At 63.0% G+C, this 19,776-nt stretch carries 19 protein-coding genes; 15 read left to right on the top strand and 4 right to left on the bottom strand.

Features of this window, described 5'->3' with window-relative positions:
• Positions 1-14: 14 nt before the first annotated feature.
• From KHO23_RS29525 to KHO23_RS29505, 5 genes are all read left to right on the top strand, one after another.
• Positions 15-1,676, top strand: coding sequence for a S10 family peptidase (locus KHO23_RS29525; RefSeq protein ID WP_211615778.1), 1,662 nt, complete (start codon positions 15-17; stop codon positions 1,674-1,676).
• Between the two features lie 299 nt (positions 1,677-1,975).
• Positions 1,976-2,641 carry a hypothetical protein gene (locus KHO23_RS29520; protein ID WP_211615776.1) on the top strand — a complete coding sequence of 222 codons (666 nt, stop codon included), beginning with the start codon at positions 1,976-1,978 and terminating at the stop codon, positions 2,639-2,641.
• Between the two features lie 98 nt (positions 2,642-2,739).
• Entirely contained in the window at positions 2,740-3,090 is a 351-nt protein-coding gene (locus KHO23_RS29515; protein WP_211615774.1) for a hypothetical protein, read from the top strand.
• Positions 3,091-3,367: 277 nt separating this feature from the next.
• Complete coding sequence (locus KHO23_RS29510; protein ID WP_211615772.1) at positions 3,368-3,514, top strand: hypothetical protein; 147 nt, start codon at positions 3,368-3,370, stop codon at positions 3,512-3,514.
• Positions 3,515-3,519: 5 nt separating this feature from the next.
• A complete protein-coding gene (locus KHO23_RS29505) occupies positions 3,520-3,789 on the top strand; it encodes an RNA-binding protein (protein WP_211615770.1) in 270 nt (89 codons plus the stop codon).
• 128 nt (positions 3,790-3,917) lie between these two features.
• Here KHO23_RS29505 and nadE read toward each other — a convergent pair whose 3' ends face one another.
• On the bottom strand, positions 3,918-4,778 hold the full coding sequence (gene nadE / locus KHO23_RS29500; protein ID WP_211615768.1) for an ammonia-dependent NAD(+) synthetase: 861 nt from the start codon (positions 4,776-4,778) through the stop codon (positions 3,918-3,920).
• Positions 4,779-5,168: 390 nt separating this feature from the next.
• Here nadE and KHO23_RS29495 point away from each other — a divergent pair, with 390 nt between their 5' ends.
• On the top strand, positions 5,169-6,191 hold the full coding sequence (locus KHO23_RS29495; protein ID WP_236067035.1) for a L,D-transpeptidase: 1,023 nt from the start codon (positions 5,169-5,171) through the stop codon (positions 6,189-6,191).
• Between the two features lie 84 nt (positions 6,192-6,275).
• On the opposite strand, the gene KHO23_RS29490 is transcribed toward KHO23_RS29495, so the two are convergent.
• Both KHO23_RS29490 and KHO23_RS29485 read right to left on the bottom strand, forming a co-directional pair.
• On the bottom strand, positions 6,276-7,148 hold the full coding sequence (locus KHO23_RS29490; protein ID WP_211615766.1) for a DMT family transporter: 873 nt from the start codon (positions 7,146-7,148) through the stop codon (positions 6,276-6,278).
• A 180-nt stretch (positions 7,149-7,328) separates the two neighbouring features.
• Positions 7,329-8,885, bottom strand: a complete 1,557-nt coding sequence (locus KHO23_RS29485) for an ABC1 kinase family protein (RefSeq protein WP_211615764.1) — start codon at positions 8,883-8,885, stop codon at positions 7,329-7,331.
• Positions 8,886-9,060: 175 nt separating this feature from the next.
• Between KHO23_RS29485 and KHO23_RS29480 the strand changes: the two genes are divergently transcribed.
• A complete protein-coding gene (locus KHO23_RS29480) occupies positions 9,061-9,816 on the top strand; it encodes a DeoR/GlpR family DNA-binding transcription regulator (protein ID WP_211615762.1) in 756 nt (251 codons plus the stop codon).
• 89 nt (positions 9,817-9,905) lie between these two features.
• Here the strand turns inward: KHO23_RS29480 and KHO23_RS29475 are convergent, their stop codons facing one another.
• Entirely contained in the window at positions 9,906-11,030 is a 1,125-nt protein-coding gene (locus KHO23_RS29475; RefSeq protein WP_407946084.1) for a 2-aminoethylphosphonate--pyruvate transaminase, read from the bottom strand.
• A gap of 352 nt (positions 11,031-11,382) precedes the next feature.
• Here KHO23_RS29475 and phnS point away from each other — a divergent pair, with 352 nt between their 5' ends.
• The 8 genes from phnS to KHO23_RS29435 all read left to right on the top strand — a co-directional run bounded on the left by phnS (position 11,383) and on the right by KHO23_RS29435 (position 19,588).
• Positions 11,383-12,474 carry a 2-aminoethylphosphonate ABC transporter substrate-binding protein gene (gene phnS, locus KHO23_RS29470; RefSeq protein ID WP_211615760.1) on the top strand — a complete coding sequence of 364 codons (1,092 nt, stop codon included), beginning with the start codon at positions 11,383-11,385 and terminating at the stop codon, positions 12,472-12,474.
• An 87-nt stretch (positions 12,475-12,561) separates the two neighbouring features.
• Complete coding sequence (gene phnT, locus KHO23_RS29465; RefSeq protein ID WP_211615758.1) at positions 12,562-13,662, top strand: 2-aminoethylphosphonate ABC transport system ATP-binding subunit PhnT; 1,101 nt, start codon at positions 12,562-12,564, stop codon at positions 13,660-13,662.
• Complete coding sequence (locus KHO23_RS29460; protein WP_211615756.1) at positions 13,640-14,590, top strand: 2-aminoethylphosphonate ABC transporter permease subunit; 951 nt, start codon at positions 13,640-13,642, stop codon at positions 14,588-14,590. Before phnT ends, KHO23_RS29460 begins: the two co-directional genes overlap by 23 nt.
• Positions 14,580-15,443 (top strand): 2-aminoethylphosphonate ABC transport system, membrane component PhnV, encoded by an 864-nt coding sequence (gene phnV / locus KHO23_RS29455; RefSeq protein ID WP_211615754.1) that lies wholly within the window; start codon positions 14,580-14,582, stop codon positions 15,441-15,443. Before KHO23_RS29460 ends, phnV begins: the two co-directional genes overlap by 11 nt.
• A gap of 82 nt (positions 15,444-15,525) precedes the next feature.
• The gene (locus tag KHO23_RS29450; protein ID WP_211615752.1) at positions 15,526-16,260 is read left to right on the top strand and encodes a phosphonate utilization associated transcriptional regulator; all 735 of its coding nucleotides are present in this window, start codon (positions 15,526-15,528) and stop codon (positions 16,258-16,260) included.
• 58 nt (positions 16,261-16,318) lie between these two features.
• A complete protein-coding gene (phnA, locus tag KHO23_RS29445) occupies positions 16,319-17,575 on the top strand; it encodes a phosphonoacetate hydrolase (protein ID WP_211615870.1) in 1,257 nt (418 codons plus the stop codon).
• Complete coding sequence (gene phnY, locus KHO23_RS29440) at positions 17,572-19,023, top strand: phosphonoacetaldehyde dehydrogenase (protein ID WP_211615750.1); 1,452 nt, start codon at positions 17,572-17,574, stop codon at positions 19,021-19,023. The genes phnA and phnY overlap by 4 nt, the downstream gene beginning before the upstream one ends.
• Before the next feature lie 4 nt (positions 19,024-19,027).
• Positions 19,028-19,588, top strand: coding sequence for a phosphonate degradation HD-domain oxygenase (locus KHO23_RS29435; RefSeq protein ID WP_211615748.1), 561 nt, complete (start codon positions 19,028-19,030; stop codon positions 19,586-19,588).
• Positions 19,589-19,776 lie beyond the last annotated feature (188 nt).

The following is a 19,776-nucleotide window of genomic DNA, read 5'->3' as shown; positions in this document are numbered from 1 at the left end:
ACCATGGAGCGATCATGACGAACACCGAGTCAGCTTCCGTTAGTCCGCAGTCGTCACACAACTCGCATGCTTCGCCGGCAACGGCTGCGGCCGGCGCGTCGCACAAAGCAGGAGATCAGCCCTTCTTCGATCCGGTTGCTTACGGCAATGGGCCGGACGATTCCGTCACCGATACCACGGAGACAGCCGCGATCACGCATCACTCAACCACGATCGGCGGCCAGAAGATCAACTACACGGCGACGGCGGGTCACCTTGTGATTGTCGACCCGAGCAGCTCACAGCCCGAAGCCAGAATGTTCTACGTCGCGTTTACGCAGGACAATCAGAAGGAGGAAACCCGTCCGGTGACCTTCTTCTACAACGGCGGCCCGGGTTCCTCTTCGGTGTTCGTGCTGCTGGGCTCGTTCGCGCCGCGCCGCATCAAGACGTCGATGCCGGGCTTTACGCCGCCCGCGCCGTACTCGATGGAAGACAACCCGGATAGTCTGCTCGACAAGAGCGACCTCGTTTTCATCAATCCGGTCGGCACCGGCTACTCGGCAGCGATCGCGCCGAAAAAGAACCGCGACTTCTGGGGTGTCGACCAGGACGCGGACTCGATCAAGCAGTTCATCAAACGCTTCCTCACCAAAAACAATCGCTGGAACTCGCCGAAGTACCTGTTCGGCGAGTCTTATGGCACGGCGCGCAGTTGCGTGCTGGCATACCGGCTGCATGAAGACGGCGTCGATCTGAACGGCATCACGCTGCAATCGTCCATTCTCGATTACACGCAAGCGGGCAACCCGGTCGGCGCGTTGCCCACAACTGCCGCGGACGCGTGGTATCACAAGAAGCTCGGCATTGCGCCGCGGCCGACTGACCTCGGCACGTTTGCCGAAGAAGTGGCGCAATTCGCGCGCACCGATTATCTTGCGGCGTTGCGCAAGTTCCCGACCACGGATTCCGCAACGGTCGAAAAACTCAGCGAATACACCGGTATCGACAAAACCAGCTTGCTGGCATGGAGCCTCGATATCGCGTCGTACGACAGCCGCGGCAATTCGCTGTTTTTGACCACGCTGCTGAAAGCACAGGGCCTTGCGCTTGGCGAGTACGACGGCCGGGTCACGGCGATCAACACCGGCATCGCCGGCAAGATCGATCCGAATTCCGGCGGCAACGATCCGACCATGACGGCGGTGACCGGCGTCTACACGACGATGTGGAACGTGTATCTGAACGAGCAGTTGAAATACACGTCGAATTCGGCGTTCACGGACCTCAACGATCAGGCATTCCAGTATTGGGACTTCAGCCATATCGATCCGACCGGCGCGCAGAAGGGGCTCGACGCGAAGGGCAACATCATTCTGTACACCGCCGGCGATCTTGCCGCTGTGATGGCGCTCAATCCTGACCTGAAGGTGCTCTCGGCGAACGGGTTCTTCGACTATGTCACGCCGTTCTATCAGACCGTGCTCGATCTCCAGCAGATGCCACTTGTGAGCCAGCAGGTCCGGCAGAATCTGTCGGCGCGTTTTTATCCGTCGGGGCATATGGTCTATCTCGACGGCGGCTCGCGTACCGCGCTCAAAGCGGATCTCGCCAAGATGTATGACACGACGGTGTCCAATACTCAGGCGCTCGGGCGCATCCGCGCCTTGCAGGCCCGGGTGGTGAAACCCGGTTGATGTGCTTGCTTGTGGAGCCGTGCGCGAGCGGCTCCGCAGGCGGCGGCGTTTTCTTGCCCTGGAGTTCGGCGCTGTCTTGCAACCTGTGTCCATGCACGGCAAGACAGCGTCGGCCGATACCGGCGATTCGTGTACGGCACGCACTGGCGATTCGCGTTCGGGAAAACCGCACCTGCAGATACCGGCGAGCGCATCGTTGCGCACCCGCGCAAGTGCGCCTTGATCGCGCCCGGATATTGAATGTGTTTTAATTAGTCTGCGAATTAAACTACTGCGCGCCGTTGCCGGCGTGCCGACGAATGAACGCAGGCATGGCAGACAGGCGTTGCACCATCCATTACAGCGACGCAACCAGCAGTACATCTCCGGTGATTCCGTCGACGCTCGCGCGCCGGTGCGGCGTCGCGCATCCTGCCCGCAAGGTGCGTTTTGCGATCCTCCTCGGTTTTGCCGCGGTACTCGCATTGCGCGTCGGGCAAGTCTGGGCTCAGGATTCAGCAATGCTCGACGAGCGCGTCACGCAGGAGTCAGTCGGCGAAACGATTTGCCGACCCGGCTATGCGGACACGGTCGCACCGCCGTTCGATGAACTGATGGCCCATAAAGATCGCATGCTTGCCGCGCGCGGCATCGATGCCGACAACGGTCCCGCTTTCGCGCTTGACCGGCGTGTGCCGATTGTGCTCGGCGGCTCGCCGAAAGCCCCTTCCAATCTCGATCTTCTGCCGTGGGCAGGGCAGCAGGGCGAGCGTCGCAAGGCGCGTGCCGCTGTCATGCTCAAACGCTGCGTTTGCGAAGGGAAACTGAGCCTCGCGGAGGCGCAGGCCGCGATTGTCGGTAACTGGTCCGTGGTCTATTCCGGCTTCAGCCAAACGTCTTGCGATGTGAGCCGTCTTGATGTCGCGACCGGCGACATCAACGGGCGAGGCGACGGTCGAGACAACGGTCGAGACAACGCGCCATGAGCCCGCCGGCCTCCGTCTGCATTGACCGGGTTGTTCATTTGCGCGTATTCAGCCGTCCTGCCGGCCGCGCTGTCCCAACTTACTCTCGGAGAATCGCCATGACCCATTCACGCCGCGCCGCACTGGTGCTCACTTTCAGCTGTCTGTTCGGCAGTGCGGCGGCGTTTGCCGCCGAACCCGTGCACTGCGGCAGCGCCGATTCGCTGCGGATTCGCGGCGACGTGCCCGCGGCAATCAGTTTCGACGTGTACCGGCAACTGCGACCGCTGAACGCGCAGCGCGTCGCGTTGTTCCAGGCGGCCGGCGAGGTGAAACATCTGCCGGATGGTTTGGCGGTGTGTGAAATCGCCGACGACGGCGTCGACGACCCGTCCGCCGTGCTGGTTCACGTGCCGGACGGCAAGAATGCGTGGTGGGTGAGTGCGGCAAACGTGCAAGCGGCGGACTGATCCCGACGATCAGCCCGCCCTTTGCACACGTCCCCCGCAGGATGCCAGCGGCGATGCGTGTCGCGCCCCGTTTTTGCGTCCAGCGTCCGCGTCTGGCGCATGTCCCGGGTCTGCACCACTGAATGAACAAGTGTTTTGCTATTTTTACCGCTGCTTATTCAGGTACAGTGCATTAACGGAAGTTTTAAAGTCCGTTTTTACGACATTGTGTCGCATCGCTTTTGTTGTCGATTGTGGCTATCCTGAAAACAGGACGAAATTCGAAGGGGAGATTTGAATGATTGCCTTCTATCTGTCATTGGCTGCTTTGGCTGCGACCGGCGCCGCGCTGATCCGCCAACTCGCGGCGGCTCAGGAGAAACAGCGTGCAGCGCTGCGCCCGGTGCGGGTGCATGCCGCGGATCGTAGCGCGCGCCGAGGGTAGGCGGCATGAACCTGATCGTGCGCAATATCGCGGAATCGTGCAGCGAGCAGGAAGTGAGGGAATTCCTCAAACGTGAGCTTGGCCACTACGCGAAAAACGTCGAAGTAGTCGACGCCGGGAAACCCAGCGCCTACGCCACGGTCGCGTTGGACGCGGACGTGCCGTACGTGGGCGAGGTGATCGCGCGGCAGATTCATGGCAAGCATTTGGGCGGCCTCGCGCTCGAGGCCAGCGCCGATCTGTTCAGCGACGACGCGCCTCCGCCCGCTCACTGAGGCCGTTGCTGTTGCGCGTGCCGAATGCTTCGAGTGCGTCGAATGCGTCGAGTGGGGAGAGCGCGCTGCGTCTGCCGCATTGCCGGCGCACATCCTCCCCGCGTCTCCAGATTGTTACATTCCTTCACTCATTCCCCGTCTGTCTTCACTGGCCAATCGAACGGCGTGTAGGGCAACGCCCGCTTGTGCCGCGTGGCATCGTAGAAGCGTAAGACCGTCTCGCGCGCAACGTCGCTGACAGGTTTGCCTTCCAGAAAGTCGTCGATATCGTCGTAAGAAATGCCGTACGCGTCCTCATCCGGCCGCAGCGGGCGCAACATTTCCAGGTCGGCGGTTGGCACCTTGAGCGTTAGCGTTCCGGGTGCGCCCAAGGCTTTGGACAGTGCCCGCACACGACGCTTGTTCAGGCCGGTGAGCGGCAGCACATCGGCGCCACCGTCGCCGAACTTCGTGAAAAATCCCATGACCGATTCGGCCGCGTGGTCTGTGCCGATTACCACACCGGCTCGGGCGCCGGCTACCGCGTATTGCGCAATCATTCGCTGCCGCGCCTTGATATTGCCGTGGACGAAATCCTGTTGTGAGTCGCCATTAAATATCACGCCGCTGTTGTCCAGCGCGGCGAGCATCGCGTCAGCGGCGGGTTTGATATCAATGGTGAGATTTTCGTCCGCGCGAATAAAACTCAAAGCCTGCTGCGCGTCGGCCTCATCTTTTTGCACGCCGTACGGCAATCGGACCGCGACGAAACGCGCATCGTAATGTTCGGCGCGCAGCCGTTCGACCGCGAGTTGCGCAAGCCGCCCGGCGGTAGTCGAATCGACGCCGCCGCTAATGCCGAGTACGTAGGTTTTCAGACCGCTGCTACGCAGATACTTCGCCAGGAAATCGACCCGGCGCTCGATTTCCTGTGCGGGGTCGAACTCGGCGGTGACGTGCATTTCCGCTGCAATGCTTAGCTGGCGTGCGGCTGGGTCCTGTTGCGTCATGTTCCTCTTTTCTCCGTATGCGGTAACGTGAATCTCAACCATGAACGCTCGCACGGATTGCACGAGCGGCCGGCCTGATAGGACAAATCGGTTTCGCGGTTTTATCGTGAATATGGGCGTTAAATTCACTTTGCGCTGCTTTTAAACGGCTGCGCAGATCGTTAAATATTGACGGTCAATACGGTGATATTCGTGAATTGGCTGATTCTTCATCGACAGATGGCAATGTGCTTAGTAACATCCTCGTTCCGGGCGCCGCATGAGCCGGCGAGCAGTCAATAATAATCAGGTTTGCTCAAATACGCGATGAACTACCCCAATCGGCCTGGTCCGCCTGCACCGGACCACAGTACTTCCACATCGGTAGATCGTCGAAGCGAAGTGGTGCGTATGTCGGATTTACTCTCTGTGCCGTGTTCCGCGCGCGCAGTTCGGTCAGGACGCTATCTGACGCATGCGTTCGCTGCCGCCTTTTGCGCGCTGTCATGCGGCGTCGCTATTGCGGCATCAGGCACGGCCGCGGCTTCAGCGTCGGTTTCAGGCACTGCGTCCAGCCAGGCATCGGCATCCCTGGCTGCGCACCGCCCGGCGCGCGCCCTCGACGCGTCGGCCGTTGCCGCGCCCGACGCGGCCGGCGTGGTTGATCCGCGGCGCGCGTTCCTGTTGCGGGAGGTGTTCGCGCAAGACGTGACGCGTCGGCTGAAAGTGCCGGCCGCCGAGCAGCGCGCCTATGCCGACCGCCTGCGCACGGCGCTGGGCGAGCACATGCTCGGCGGTCTGTCGGGCGAGTATGTCGTGATGGTGGATCGCAACGCCAACGTTCAGGCGCTGTTCATCTATTTCCGGGCAGCCCCGTCCGATAGCTGGCAGATGATCGGTGCGTCGCCGGTTTCAACGGGCCGGCCCGGTGAGTACGACCACTTCATCACGCCGCTCGGCGTGTTCGAACATACGCCGGCCAACATGGATTTCCGCTCCGAAGGCACGCTGAACGAGAACCACATCCGCGGCTACGGCAAGCGCGACATGCGGATCTTCGACCTTGGCTGGGCCCAGGGCGAACGGGGCTGGGGCAAGGGCGGCATGTCGCAGATGCGTTTCCAGATGCACGCCACCGACCCGGACCGGCTCGAGCCGCTGCTCGGTATTCGCCATTCGAAAGGCTGCGTGCGGATCCCCGCGTCGCTCAACGCATTTATCGACCACTACGGCATTCTCGACGCTGAATATGCAGCGCTCGTCGACTCCGGCAAATCGCTGTGGGTGTTGAAGAGCGATCGCCAGGTGACTCCATGGGCGGGGCGCTATATCGTCGTGGTGGATTCGGAGCGCAAGAGTCGCCCGGTCTGGGCTCCGGGCCCGGGCAGCAAGGTGCGCGCAAAAGTGCCGGCCGGCGCCGATACGGCGGATTGATCCGCGGGCTGACGGGCGGCCCAGGCCAGCGTGAGCGATCAAACTGGCGTCCGCCGTTCAACGCTTCGCCCGCCGGCCACACCCTCAGGACCGCGCCAGCAATACGCCCAGCAGCGCCACCGCAAATCCCGCGATCTGCACGGGCAGCAGCGTTTCGCCGAAGCCGGCATACCCTTCGAGTGCGGCTAGCGGCGGCGCGAGAAACATCAGCGCGGTGGCGCGCGCCGCATCGCCGCGCCTGACCATCCACACCAGTAAGGTCACGCTGATCCCCGACAGCATCACGATGCCCCACGCAAGCGACCCCCACAAAGTGGCCGACGCAATCCAGCGATGCTCGCCGAGCGCCAGCGCAAGAACCGCCGCAACCACCGCAGCACCGAAATTCTGCACCGCACTTGCGCTGCGGATATCGGCCTTCGCCAGCGAAGTCTTCTGAAACAGCGTACCCGCGGTAATCGCGCCGACCGCGACGATCGAAATGAACACGACGAGCCACGGCGGCGCGTCGCCATGCAGGGTGGACGGCGCGGCCGCGGCGAGTTTCGGTTCGAGGACCAGCACCACGCCGGCGAGGCCGAGCGCCATGCCGGCCCAGCCGCGCCGCGACAGGCGCTCGCCAAACAGCGGCGCTGCGACGGCAGCCGTTGCGAGCGGCTGCAGCGCGCCGAGCAAGGCCATCACACCGGCGCTCAAGCCCTGCGCGACGGCCCAGTATCCCGCGCCGAGATAAACCCCTTGCAGCAATGCGCCCGCGAACAGGTGCTTGCCGAGATCGCGGCCGGTCGGCCACGCGGCGCGAGTGGCGAGCGCGGCCAGCGTAAATATCAGCGCGGTGCCGCCAAAGCGCGCAAGCAGGAAGAGATTGGGATCGGCATAAGGTGTGATCGCCCGGGCGACCACAAAACCAGTCGACCACAACACGACGAATAAAGCAGCGATTGAGGAAGCGAGCATCGAAGACGGGTGACGTGAAAAGCCGCCATCTTGCCGGGGTACACGATGCGCGTCTTGTTCGAAGCTGCAATCCCGAATGAGCCTTGAAGGCGGGCGGCCCGAAACTTGTCTCGCGGCCTCTTCGACATCATCAAGCCGACATCGCCAGCCCTGCATCACAACATCGGCGTATTCACCGCGTCACCACATCAGCAGCACCGTCCCCGCGCCGAGCACGCCACCGCACACCGCGCATGCCCACAGCAGCACACGCGTACGCCGATACTCGCGGCTGATATCCTGCAACAGCTGGGCATTCTGCTGCGGCGTGCGGGCGCGATCGTGCTCATGCTGCAGGTAGCGCACGGCCAGTTGCGGCACGCGCGGCAGCATATGCGCCAGATGCGGCAGCTCGCGCGAAATGCGCTTGATCCAGCCGCGATGATCCATATCGCGCCGTGCAATACCCGCCAGCACATTGCGTGCGACATTCCACGTATCCACGCCCGGATGCAGCGCGCGCGCCAGCATCTCAGCCTGCTGGAACGAGCGCTGCGCGGTGGCGAGACGGCCGGGCACGGCGCCGTCGAATGGATGCACCGCGTGCAGCAGATGATGAAACAGCGAACCCGCCGACCGGTCTTCCGGCTCCGCTGCGAAGTGCGCTTCGGCGCGGGTGCGCAACTCGGCTTCGAGCATCTCCGCGCGCGTGTCGTGCGGCACGTGCCCGGCATCGCGATGCAGTTCGGCAAGCCGGCCGTAGTCCTGGTTGAATAACGCGGTCGCGCCGTGCACGAAGAATTCGCGCTCGCCGGTCGACAGACTCGACATGATCGAAAATTCCGCGAGCACGAGGCGTCCGAGCGTGTCCGCCTCGACGCTCACGCGTACCCGGCGTGCATCGAGCGTTGCGTGAAAAAAGCCGTGCTCGAAGGCCTGTTCAGTCACCACCTCGACGATATGCGCGGCCAGCGGCGCGAGCTTGACGTGATGCGCGTGCAGGCCGGGCAGGTCGCTTGCGGGCAGGGTACTGACGCGTTGCATCGTTAGCGTGTGGTTGGTGCACAGGTCCCAGATCACGTCCGGCACGACGATGCGCGCGTCGCCGTCGAAATGATGGCCGGTCTGGCTCAGATTGGCGGCTTCGGCGCGCAGATCGAAGCGACGCAGGATGTCGTCGGTAAAGGTCTGCGCCAGCGCACGCACTTGCAGGCGGCGGGCCGAGCCGGAAAATTTCTCCAGCCAGCGCGCGACCCAGCGTAGAAGCGCGAGTTCGTCGCCGATCTGTTGCAACTGATCGGCGCGCACCAGCTTGATGGCCACTTCATGATGGCCTTTGACCGGCTCGATGAGCCGCGCGAAGTGCGTCTGTTCGGCAAAGCCGCCGCGCACCGGCACCAGATCGACCGCGCTGAAGATGGTGGCGAGCGGCCGGCCGAATGCGCGTGCCAAAGCCTGTTCGGATTCCTGCGGCGGCAGCGGCGCTTCGAGGTGATCGATCGCGTCGATGGCGTCGTGCAGGGTGCCGGTCGCGAGTTCGGGCCGTTCAGCGAGTGTCTGCGCGAAGCGGCTCGCGAGCGGCCCGAGCGCGGGCAGTACGCCATGCAGACGCTCGGTGCGCCCGGACGCATGCACGCGGCCGACCAGCTCGATCATCCAGTGCAGTTTGTGATCGGACGGGGCGGCGAGCCAGATCAGGCGCGCGCCGTAACGCAACGCGTGGAACAGCAGCAGTAAACGGCGAAACAGTGGCGGCATCGGCAGTTCGGTTGACGGACCATGCGGCGTCGACTGGCGTCGGCGCGCGCGGCCAAGGCAGTCAGGTTAGCAGGTAAGCGCGCCAGCAGGAGCATCCCCGCGCCGCGCGTAATACAATACGCCGGCCTTTCACCCGTGGCGAAACCCAAGTGTGCCGGCTACCGGCCCTCAACAGATGCTCGCAGAACAACGTCACCAATACATCCTGGCGCAAGTCGCCAAAACCGGCGCGCTCTCGGTCGCTGAACTGGTGCGCGAACTGAATGTATCGCGCGAGACGATCCGCCGTGACCTGAATGCGCTGGCCGGGCGCGGCCTGCTCGTCACGACCCATGGCGGCGCGCTGTCGAGCGACCGGCGCGAGCCCGACCTCGATACGCGCGAAGCCGCCAACGCCGGCGCGAAGCGGGCGATCGGCGAGCGCGCGGCTGAGTTCGTGCCGGACGGCGCCTCGCTGATCATCGATTCGGGCAGCACCACGCAGGCGGTGGCCCGGGCGTTGCTCGACCGGCATCGCCTGTCGGTCTATACGAACGACTGGCGTATCGCGCTGCTGCTCGGACGCCGCAACGATAACCGCGTGACGCTGCTTGGCGGCGAACTGTCGGATATCGAAGACGCCACCTTCGGCCTCGACACGGTCCATCAATTGACTCAGTACCACGCGGACTTCGCCTTTATCGGCGCGGGCGGCATTTCGCCGGACGGGTACCTGACCGACTACAGCCGCATGGCCGCCGAAGTGCGCAGCCGGATGATCGCCGCAGCCGACACGGTGGTGATTGTCGCCGATCACTCAAAGTTCGGGCGCGTGACGCCGGTGCGCATCAACGGCATCGAATCGGCGCGTTATCTGATCACCGAGCTGGCGCCGGAAAAGGCGCTCGGCAAGGCAATCACGGCGCATGGGCCGGAAATCCTGATCGCCTGATCGTCTGATCGCCCGAGCGGCTGACGGCCCGGGTGCATGAGCGAACGCCTCGTGCACCCTATGCGGCACAGGGCTTCCCGGCGTCCATGTCACTTCACGCGAATCCCAAGCCGTTTCAGCGTACGGTCGATCGCTGCCACCGCGTTATGCAGTTCGTTTGCATCGATTGCGCCAATGCAGCCCACGCGGAACGTTTCCACTTGCGTGAGCTTGCCCGGATACAGCATGTAGCCGGCTTCGCGCACCGCGGCATAAAAGTCCGCAAAATTCCACGCGGGGTCGCGCGGCGCGTGAAACGTAACGATCACCGGCGCCTGCACTTCGCGTTTCAGAAACGGCTCGAAGCCGAGCGCTTTCATGCCGGTCACCAATGCCGCGCAGTTCTGGCTGTAGCGAGCGCCGCGCGCCGCTTGTCCGCCTTCCGCGATAAATTGATCGAGCGCCTGCCGCAAAGCCGCGACCACATGAGTCGGCGGCGTGAAGCGCCACTGCGTCGTCTTTTCCATATAGACGTATTGATCGTGGAGATCCAGCGCGAGCGACGGCGAGCGCCCTTCGCTCTGCGCCAGCACGCTGCGCCGCACGATCACGAACCCCATCCCCGGCACGCCTTCCAGGCATTTGCCGCTCGCCGAGATCAGCGCGTCGATGCCGCCGCGCCGTAGGTCGATCGGCAACGCGCCGAACGAACTCATCGCGTCCACGATCAGGCTCTTGCCGTGTCGCTGACACACTGCGGCGATATCGTCGAGCGGATTGAGCAGGCCGGCGCTCGTTTCCAGATGGACTTGTGCAACGTGGCTGATACGCGAATTGCGATTGAAGGCGTCTTCGATGGCGGCGGCGCTGACCGGTTCGTCCTCGCGTAGCGCCAGCTCGACATAAGCGATCCCCATTCGCTGCAAAATGCGGATCAGACGGGCGCAATACGCGCCGTTGTTCGGAACCAGTACACAGCCTTGACGCGGCACCAGCGTGCCGAGCGCCGCTTCGACCGCGAAGGTGCCGCTGCCTTGAAGCGGCACGCACACATAGTCATTTTCGCCATGCACGATCTTCACGAGATCGGCACACACGCTGTGGGTCATGCGATTGAACGCGGCGTCCCACGAACCCCAGTCTCGCAGCATCGCCTCGCGAGTTTGCGGTGAGGTGGAGAGCGGGCCCGGGGTCAACAGGATTGGGTCGTTTCCAAGGATCACACAAGCCTCCATCGTCAGATGAATGTTCGTCGCCCAGGTCGGGTGACAAAAAGTTTAGTTTGGATATTATTGGCGAATTGTGTCATTTTTTGGAATTCGACAGAATAGTCACGGCGTTGTCATGGAAACCTGTGATTCTTGCCGTGCCCGTTCAGGCATGGCCGGCAGCGCGAATGTCGTAGGTGAGCTGTTAGTCAGGCTGAAGGAGAAGCGGCAAAGTTGTCGGCAATCTGCAATCTGAGCGAAACTGCACGGCAACTGGCTGCGGGCAACACGCAAGCGGCACGGCGCGCACCGCCGTTCAATCACAACAGGTATCGGGTTATCCCGACCGTCTGGTTTTTTGCCTTTCGGAGAGAGCGACATGACAAAGACGAATTCCTTTCACGCCACGGCCGGCCTCGCACGCAAACTGTTGCCGGCGCTGATCGCCGCGGCAGCGTTTGGCGGCACGGCGATGCAGGCTCATGCGGCTGACGCCGTGGTGCTGTACACCGCCGACGGCCTCGAAAACCTCTACAAGGATGTGCTGCCGGCCTTCGAAAAGAAGGAAGGCGTGAAGGTCAACATCGTCACGGCAGGTAGCGGCGAAGTGGTGAACCGCGCCACCATCGAGAAGGATCAGCCGAAGGCCGACGTGATCGTCACGTTGCCGCCGTTCATTCAGCAAGCCGACCAGGCCGGCCTGCTGCAGGCTTATCAGAGCGCCAACTACAAGAACGTGCCGGCGATCGCCAAGGCGCCGAACGGCGCATGGGCGACCTTCGTGAACAACTACTTCTCGTTCGCGATCAACCCGGACGTCACGAAGAACCAGCCGAAGACGTTCGCCGACCTGCTGCACCCGGACTACACCGGCAAGGTCGCCTACTCGAACCCGGCCACGGCTGGCGACGGGATGGCCGTCATCATCCTGACCACGTCGCTGATGGGTGAAGACAAGGCGTTCGACTATCTGAAGAAGCTCGAAGAGAGCGCCAAGTTCCACACCAAGGGCACGGGCTACCTCGACGTGCTGCTCTCGCGTAACGAAATCGCCTTCGCCAACGGCGACCTGCAGATGGATCTGGACGATGCAGCGAACGGCGGCCTGTCGCTCAAGCCGATCTTCCTCGCTGCCAAAGCCGGCGACAAGCCGACCACGTTCCAGTTGCCGTACGCGATCGGCCTGATCAAGAACGGTCCGAACCAGGCTGAAGGCAAGAAGCTGATCGACTACCTGATGTCGACCGACGTGCAAGCCAAGGTGCCGGACATCTTCGGTATTCCGGGCCGCACCGACGTGCCGCTCGCCGGCAAGAACGGCGAAGCCGTCAAGAAGGCGATTGCCGGTGTGACGCTGATCCCGGTGGACTGGACGCAAGTGATGGCGAAAAAGGCTGACTGGACGGCACGCTGGAAGAGCGACGTGATCGGTTCGTCGGGCAAGCAGATCGAAGTGGTCAAGCCGAAGTAAGCCGCAGTTCGTTGTGGAATCAGGCGGCGCCCTCTGCTTTTCGCGAGGGCGCCGCGTCAGCATTAATCTAGTTGGAGGATGAACCCGGTGAATACGGCCAGTCTTGCTCACCCAGGCGCGCTCGGCGCCTCACCGGACGCGCTCGACGCCGCGCGTTCGAACACGCCGGGCGGCGTGCAGATCGACCATCTGACGGTGCGCTTCGGAACGCGCACCGTGCTAGACGATCTGTCGCTCACCATTCAGCGCGGCGAATTGCTCACCGTGCTGGGCCGCAGCGGTTGCGGCAAGACCACGCTGTTGCGCTTCATTGCCGGGTTCATTGAAGCGGACGGACTGTCGGGCACCTTGACCGTTGCCGGTCACGACCTGACGCATGTGCCGCCGCATAAGCGCAATCTCGGCTTGCTGTTTCAGAGTTATGCGCTTTTCCCGCATCTGTCGGTGTTCGATAACGTGGCTTTCGGGCTGCGCGCGCGTCGCACGCCGTCGAAAGATGTCGCCCGGCGTGTTGCCGATGCCTTGAAACTCGTGCAGCTGGGCGACGCCGGGCATCACATGCCCGCGCAATTGTCGGGCGGCATGCAGCAGCGTGTGGCCTTGGCGCGCGCGCTCGTGATCGAGCCGGACGTGCTGTTGCTCGACGAACCGCTTTCCGCACTCGACGCCAATCTGCGCGCCTCGGTGCGTTCCGAATTGAAAGCGCTGCACGAGCGCCTGCCGAATCTGACGATCGTCTGTGTGACGCACGATCAGGACGACGCGCTGGTGCTATCCGACCGCACGCTGCTGATGCGCGAAGGCCGCATCGCGCAACTCGGCACGCCGCAGCAGTTGTACGACACGCCGAACGACGGTTTCGTCGCGCGCTATCTCGGCGCGGCCAATCTGCTGCCGCCGCAGGTCGCATTCAGCTTGGGCGATGTGCGCTACAACGAGCGTGAGCGGGTGGCCTGTCTGCGTCCGGAAGCGCTGCGTATCGTGCCGCTCGGCGAAGGGCAGTTGCATGGCGCGATCACATCGGTCGAATGGTACGGCGCGGTGCTGTCGGTGTCGGTCGTTCTGGACGCGATGCCTAACGAGCCGGTGCTTGTCACCATGCAGCGCGGCAACGGCATGATGCCGGAGAAGGGCGCGCGTGTTTCCCTGCGTTATGAGGCTGACGATGTCGTCCTTATCAACCCCTGATACCCCCAATCCGCTCAACGCGGCTGGCGCTGCCGCCGATGCCCGCCGCAGCGCGAGCGCGGCCGCGCATACGGCGGCGGTGAAGCGGCGCGAACGTGCGGCGCAATGGCACCTGCTGTTCCTTGCGGTGGTCGTGCTGGGTCCGTTGGTGATCTATCCGCTTGTGCGTCTGGTGCTGCTGAGTTTCACCGGCCCGCACGGTTTGAGCCTTCAGGCCTATTCGGCGTTTTTCAGCAATCCGGAAACGAGCGGCGTGGTCGGCACGACGCTGTGGATTCTGTTTGTGAGTGCCGGGCTCGCCTCCTTGCTCGGCATTGGCCTCGCGGCGCTCCTGTTTTTCAAGCCGTTTCCCGGCGCGCGCATGGTGACCCGTTTTCTGGAGTTGTTCGTCGCGTTCCCGTCGTTTCTGGTCGCGTTCACACTGATCTTTCTGTATGGCTCGCAAGGCTCGGTCAGCATCGCCTTGCAGCAGCTGTTTCATCTCGAAGCGCCGCCGCTCAATTTTCTGTTCGGCGTGGGCGGCGTGATTCTCGCGGAAGTGGTCTTCTACGCGCCGTTTGTCGTGCGTCCTACTCTGGCGTCGTTCGCCACGCTCGACATGCGCTTGATCGAAGCCGCCCGCAGTCTCGGCGCAAGCGGCTGGATGGTTGCGTTCAAAGTGATCCTGCCGCTCGCGTGGCCGGGCATCGCCGCGGGCACGATCCTGTGTTTCCTGCTGACGTTGAACGAGTTCGGCATTCTGCTCGTGCTCGGCAGCGCGCATCTGATCACGCTGCCGGTCGCGATCTACAGTTCCGCGACCGTCGATCTCGATCTGCCGACCGCTGCCGCTGGCGCGGTGGTGATGCTGATCATGTCTTTGTCGCTGTACGCGTTGTACCGCCAGGTGAACCGTCGCAAGGTGAAAGGAGCGGGCCATGGCCGTTGAACTCGACCCGACCGTATTGCCGGTCATGCACAAGAAGGCGCGGCCGGTGCGCCGCAGCCTGCCGGTGCGCATGCTCGGCAGCCTGTTTCTCGGTTTTGCCGCGTTGCTGTGCTTCTGGCTGTTCGTCTTGCCGGTGCTGGTGGTCGCGCTGTCGAGCGTGGCCGGACACTGGTCGGGCACGATCCTGCCGGACAGCCTCAGCATGCGCTGGTTCGAACGGCTCGGCTCCAGCGACTTCGACGCGCTGACGACAAGCCTCGAAATCGGCATGGGCGTCGCCGTGCTTGGCACGATTCTCGGGCTGTGGCTGGCGTTGGCGCTCGAAGGACGCGACCGGCGCGGTCTCGGCGCGATCGTCGACACCATCGCGATGATGCCCAACGGCGTGCCGAGCGTGGTGCTCGGGCTGGCCGTGCTGATCGCCTATCACAAGCGTCCGCTGGATCTGTCGAGCTCGGCGGCGATCGTCGTGTTCGTGCAGCTCGCGCTGGTGCTGCCGTTCTGCTACCGCTGTGCGGCTGCGGCGTTGCGTCCGGAATTGACCATTCTGCGCGAAGCGGCTGCGAGTCTGGGTGCGCCGCCGTCGATGGTGCTGCGCCGCGTCGTGCTGCCGCAACTGGTGCCGGCGATCCGTGCAAGTCTCGCGCTCGGCTTCGCGCTTTCGCTCGGCGAACTGGGCGCCACGCTCACCGTCTACCCGCCGGGCTTCGCGACAGTGCCGATCGTCGTGGTCGGGCAGGTGGAGCGCGGTTACTACCTGCCGGCTTCCGCGTTGTCGCTGATTCTGTTGATGGTCTCGCTTGCAGCGCTGTTGCTGATCGCGGCACGTGTTCCGCGCCGTCGGGCGGACTGACGAGTACCTTCGGATGGTTGTGCTGGCGTGCCTTGACGGCGCGCAAGCGTCTACCCTTATCGATGTGGCGAAATATGTCAAAATGACCGAATATATGCAAACTGCTTCTGTCGATCCGATTGAGGTCGTGCGCAGGCATTCGCTGACGACGCTGGTCCGCGACGAAATCGAACGGCACATCATTGAAGGGGCGCTCGCACCCGGCGACAAACTCAACGAGGCCGATTGGGCCACACGTCTGCAGGTATCGCGCGGACCGGTGCGCGAGGCGTTTCGCGCATTGGAACAGGTGGGCCTCGTGCGCACCGAGAAAAACCGCGGCGTGTTCGTGCGGACGGTGTCGCTGGCGGAAGCGGACGAGATTTACGCGGTGCGTGCGGTGCTCGAAGAGGCGGCGTGCCGCATGCTGGCTTCGCGTATCGATGCGGAGAAACTTGCCGTATTGCGCGAGTGGCTCGACGCGATGCGCGCGGCGCTCGACGCCCAGGATCACGATGCCTACGCGCGCGCCAATGTGGCGTTTCACGACGCGATCGTGGCGGCATCGGGCAACCGCAAGCTGTATGAAACATATCGAAGGCTGGTGAGCGAGTTGAGCCTGTTTCGCCGCGCCGCGCTGGTGGTGCGTGCCGACGCGATGGAGCGCTCGCTCTCCGAACATCGCGCGATTCTGACGGCGCTGGCTTCGCGCGACGCGGAACATGCCGCGGCGCTGATGCATGCGCATGTGAACGGCGGCCTGCAGCGCGCGCGTGAGGCGTGCGAATCGTCGGGGCCCCTGGGCGCGGTGCAGATGTCGGCGGTATCGAACGATTGAGACTGGCCGTATTGGATTGACTGGAGCACGCGTGCTCTTAACGTATTGGAAGGTAATGATGGCAAACGCAAGCGAACGTACGATCGAAGTCAATGGCCGCAGCTACCGGCTGCCCGCGCAACCGACTGTCGTGGTGTGCGTCGACGGCTGTGAATACGATTACCTCGAAGCCGCGGTCGCGGCGGGCGCCGCGCCTTTCATCGGCAAGATGCTCGAAAGTGGCGCGGCCTTCAAGGGCGACTGCGTGATTCCGTCGTTCACCAACCCGAATAACCTCTCGATCGTGTGCGGCGTGCCGCCCTCGGTGCACGGTATTTGTGGCAATTACTTCTGGGACCCGGACGCGAACGGCGGTGAAGGCGCGGAAGTGATGATGAACGATCCGGCCTATCTGCGCGCGGGAACCTTGCTGGCGGCCGCAGCGGAAGCCGGCGCCGCGGTTGCCGTGGTCACCGCGAAAGACAAACTGCGCCGGCTGCTCGGCTGGCAACTGAAGGGCATCTGCTTTTCGGCGGAGAAAGCCGACCAGGTGACGCGCGAAGAAAACGGCATCGACGAAGTGCTCGATCTGGTCGGCTTGCCGGTGCCGGATGTGTATAGCGCGGGTCTGTCCGAATTCGTGTTTGCCGCCGGTGTGCGGCTTGCTGAAACACGCAAGCTCGACCTGATGTATCTGTCGACTACCGATTACATCCAGCACAAATGGGCGCCGGGCACCGAAGGCGCGAACGCGTTCTACGCGATGATGGATGGCTACCTCGCCAAACTCGACGCGCTCGGCTGGGTGATCGGCCTGACCGCCGACCACGGCATGAACGCCAAGCACGACTCGAAGACCGGCGAGCCGAATGTGATCTATCTGCAGGATGTGCTGGACGATTGGCTCGGGCACGGGAAAGCGCGCGTGATTCTGCCGATCACCGATCCGTATGTCGTGCATCACGGCGCGCTCGGTTCGTTCGCGACGATTTACCTGCCGGGCGACGTGAGCGTCGCGCAGGTGATCGAACGGATCGGCGGTTTGCAGGGTGTCGAAGTGGTCCTCGACAATCGCGCCGCATGCGAGCGCTTCGAATTGCCGAATGACCGTGTGGGCGATATCGTCGTGGTCAGCACCCAGCACGTGGTGCTCGGCACACGTCGCGATGAACACGATCTGTCCGGACTGACCGTGCCGTTGCGCTCGCACGGCGGGATCTCCGAGCAGGAAGTGCCGCTGCTGTTCAATCGGCGTGTCGAGGGGGTGCCCACCGATAAACGGCTGCGCAACTTCGATATCTTCGACGTCGCATTGAATCACGTGTCGGCATCATGAACGCCGTACTGCGGGACCATCCGGCATTTCGGGCCGAAGCGCTGCGCCTCAAAGGCGAGCGCGCGACGCGTTCGCGCACACTCGACGTGCTCGATCCTTTTACGGGGACGCGGGTGGGCACGGTCCCGTTGGCGAGCATCGACGACGTGCGTGCCGCGTTCGAATATGCCGCCGCGTATGAGGCGAAGCTCACACGCTACGAACGCTCGCAGATTCTCGAGCGCGCCGCTGCATTGCTGCGGGAGCGGACCGAAGACGCCTCGGACCTGATTTCGCTCGAGTCGGGTTTGTCGAAACAGGATTCGCGCTACGAGATCGGCCGCGTTGCCGATGTGTTCAAGTTCGCCTCAATCGAGGCCTTGCGCGACGACGGCCAGAGCTTCTCCTGCGATCTCACGCCGCATGGCAAGAAGCGTCGTGTGTTTTCGCAGCGCGAGCCGCTGGCGGGCGTGATCGTGGCGATTACGCCGTTCAACCATCCGATGAACCAGGTCGCGCACAAGATTGCGCCGGCGATCGCGACGAATAACCGAGTGGTGCTCAAGCCGTCGGAGAAGGTGCCGTTGTCGGCGTTGTATCTGGCGGACATTCTTTATGAAGCGGGTTTGCCGACGCCGATGCTGCAGGTGCTGACTGGCGATCCGCGCGAAATCGCCGATGAACTGATCACGCATCCTCTGGCGGAACTCGTGACGTTCACGGGTGGTGTGGCGATCGGCAAATACATCGCGGCGAAGGCGGCCTACCGGCGCGTCGTGCTGGAACTGGGCGGCAACGACCCGTTGATCGTGCTCGAAGACGCCGATCTCGATCGTGCGGCGACGCTTGCCGTGCAAGGCTCGTATAAGAATTCCGGGCAGCGGTGTACCGCGGTCAAGCGGATGCTGGTGCAAAAGAGCATTGCGGCGGACTTCACCGAACTGGTCGTGGAGAAGACGCGCGCATGGACCTACGGCGATCCGTTCGACGCATCAAATCAGATGGGCACCGTGATCGACGACGCTGCTGCGCAGTTATTCGAGGCGCGCGTGAACGAAGCGGTTGCGGCTGGTGCGCGCCTGCGGATCGGCAATCAGCGCGACGGCGCGCTTTACTCGCCGACGGTGCTCGATGGCGTCGACCCGTCAATGACGCTGGTGCGTGAGGAAACGTTTGGCCCGGTGTCCCCGATTATCACCTTCGATACGCTCGACGATGCTATCCGTATCAGTAACGGTACGCCGTTCGGGTTGTCGTCTGGGGTGTGCACGAACCGGCAGGACGCGATCACACGCTTCATCAACGAATTGCGTGTGGGAACGGTCAACGTGTGGGAAGTGCCGGGATACCGGATCGAGCTGACGCCGTTCGGCGGCATCAAGGATTCCGGGCTTGGCTATAAGGAAGGTGTTCAGGAAGCAATGAAGAGCTTCACCAACCTGAAGACCTTTTCATTACCGTGGGAGTAAAAGCGTGGCATTGAGTCTGAACGACATCCGTTCGTTATTTGAGCAGTACGGCAGCCTCGCTTATAGCGGCGAGCCGGTGACGCAGCTTGAACATGCGCTGCAAAGCGGTGCATTGGCAGAAGAGGCGGGTGCTTACGATGAACTCGTTGCCTCTGCATTTTTGCATGACCTCGGCCATCTGCTGAATCTGCAAGGCGAAACGCCGACGGAGCGGGGCATCGACGATCTGCATCAGTATTTCGCGCTGCCATTCTTGCGGCCGGTGTTGCCGGACGCGGTGTTGGAGCCGATCCGGCTGCATGTCGACGCCAAGCGCTGCCTCTGTGCAATCGACGACGCGTACTTCGGCCAGCTTTCCGCCGATTCGGTGCGGAGCCTGGAATTGCAAGGCGGTATCTTCAGCAAGGAAGAGGCTGAGGCGTTCCTGCAGAAGCCGTACGCGGAAGATGCACTGCGCCTGCGCAAATGGGACGATCGCGCCAAAGAAGAAAATCGCGCGACGCCAGACCTCGATCATTATCTGGGCGTAGTCGAGCGCGTGATGCAGAAGCACGTGGCCGCCTGAACGAGGTGGTTTTCAGCGGATCTTCGGGTGTGCTTGTTGTGCCGTCTTCGCGCCATTTCTGGCGCAATCCCTGCATATCAAAATAACGCTTGCAAGGCACGGTCCGGCTCGCTAGAATCTCGCTCTTTCGTGCTCCGGACAGCGGGGCACGGGGAGCGGGAGAGCCAGCAGTGGCAAGGCTTTGCGCG

The sequence above is a fragment of the Paraburkholderia haematera genome, assembly GCF_905220975.1.
GTDB lineage: Bacteria > Pseudomonadota > Gammaproteobacteria > Burkholderiales > Burkholderiaceae > Paraburkholderia > Paraburkholderia haematera.
This window is presented reverse-complemented; position numbering and strand designations above follow the sequence as displayed.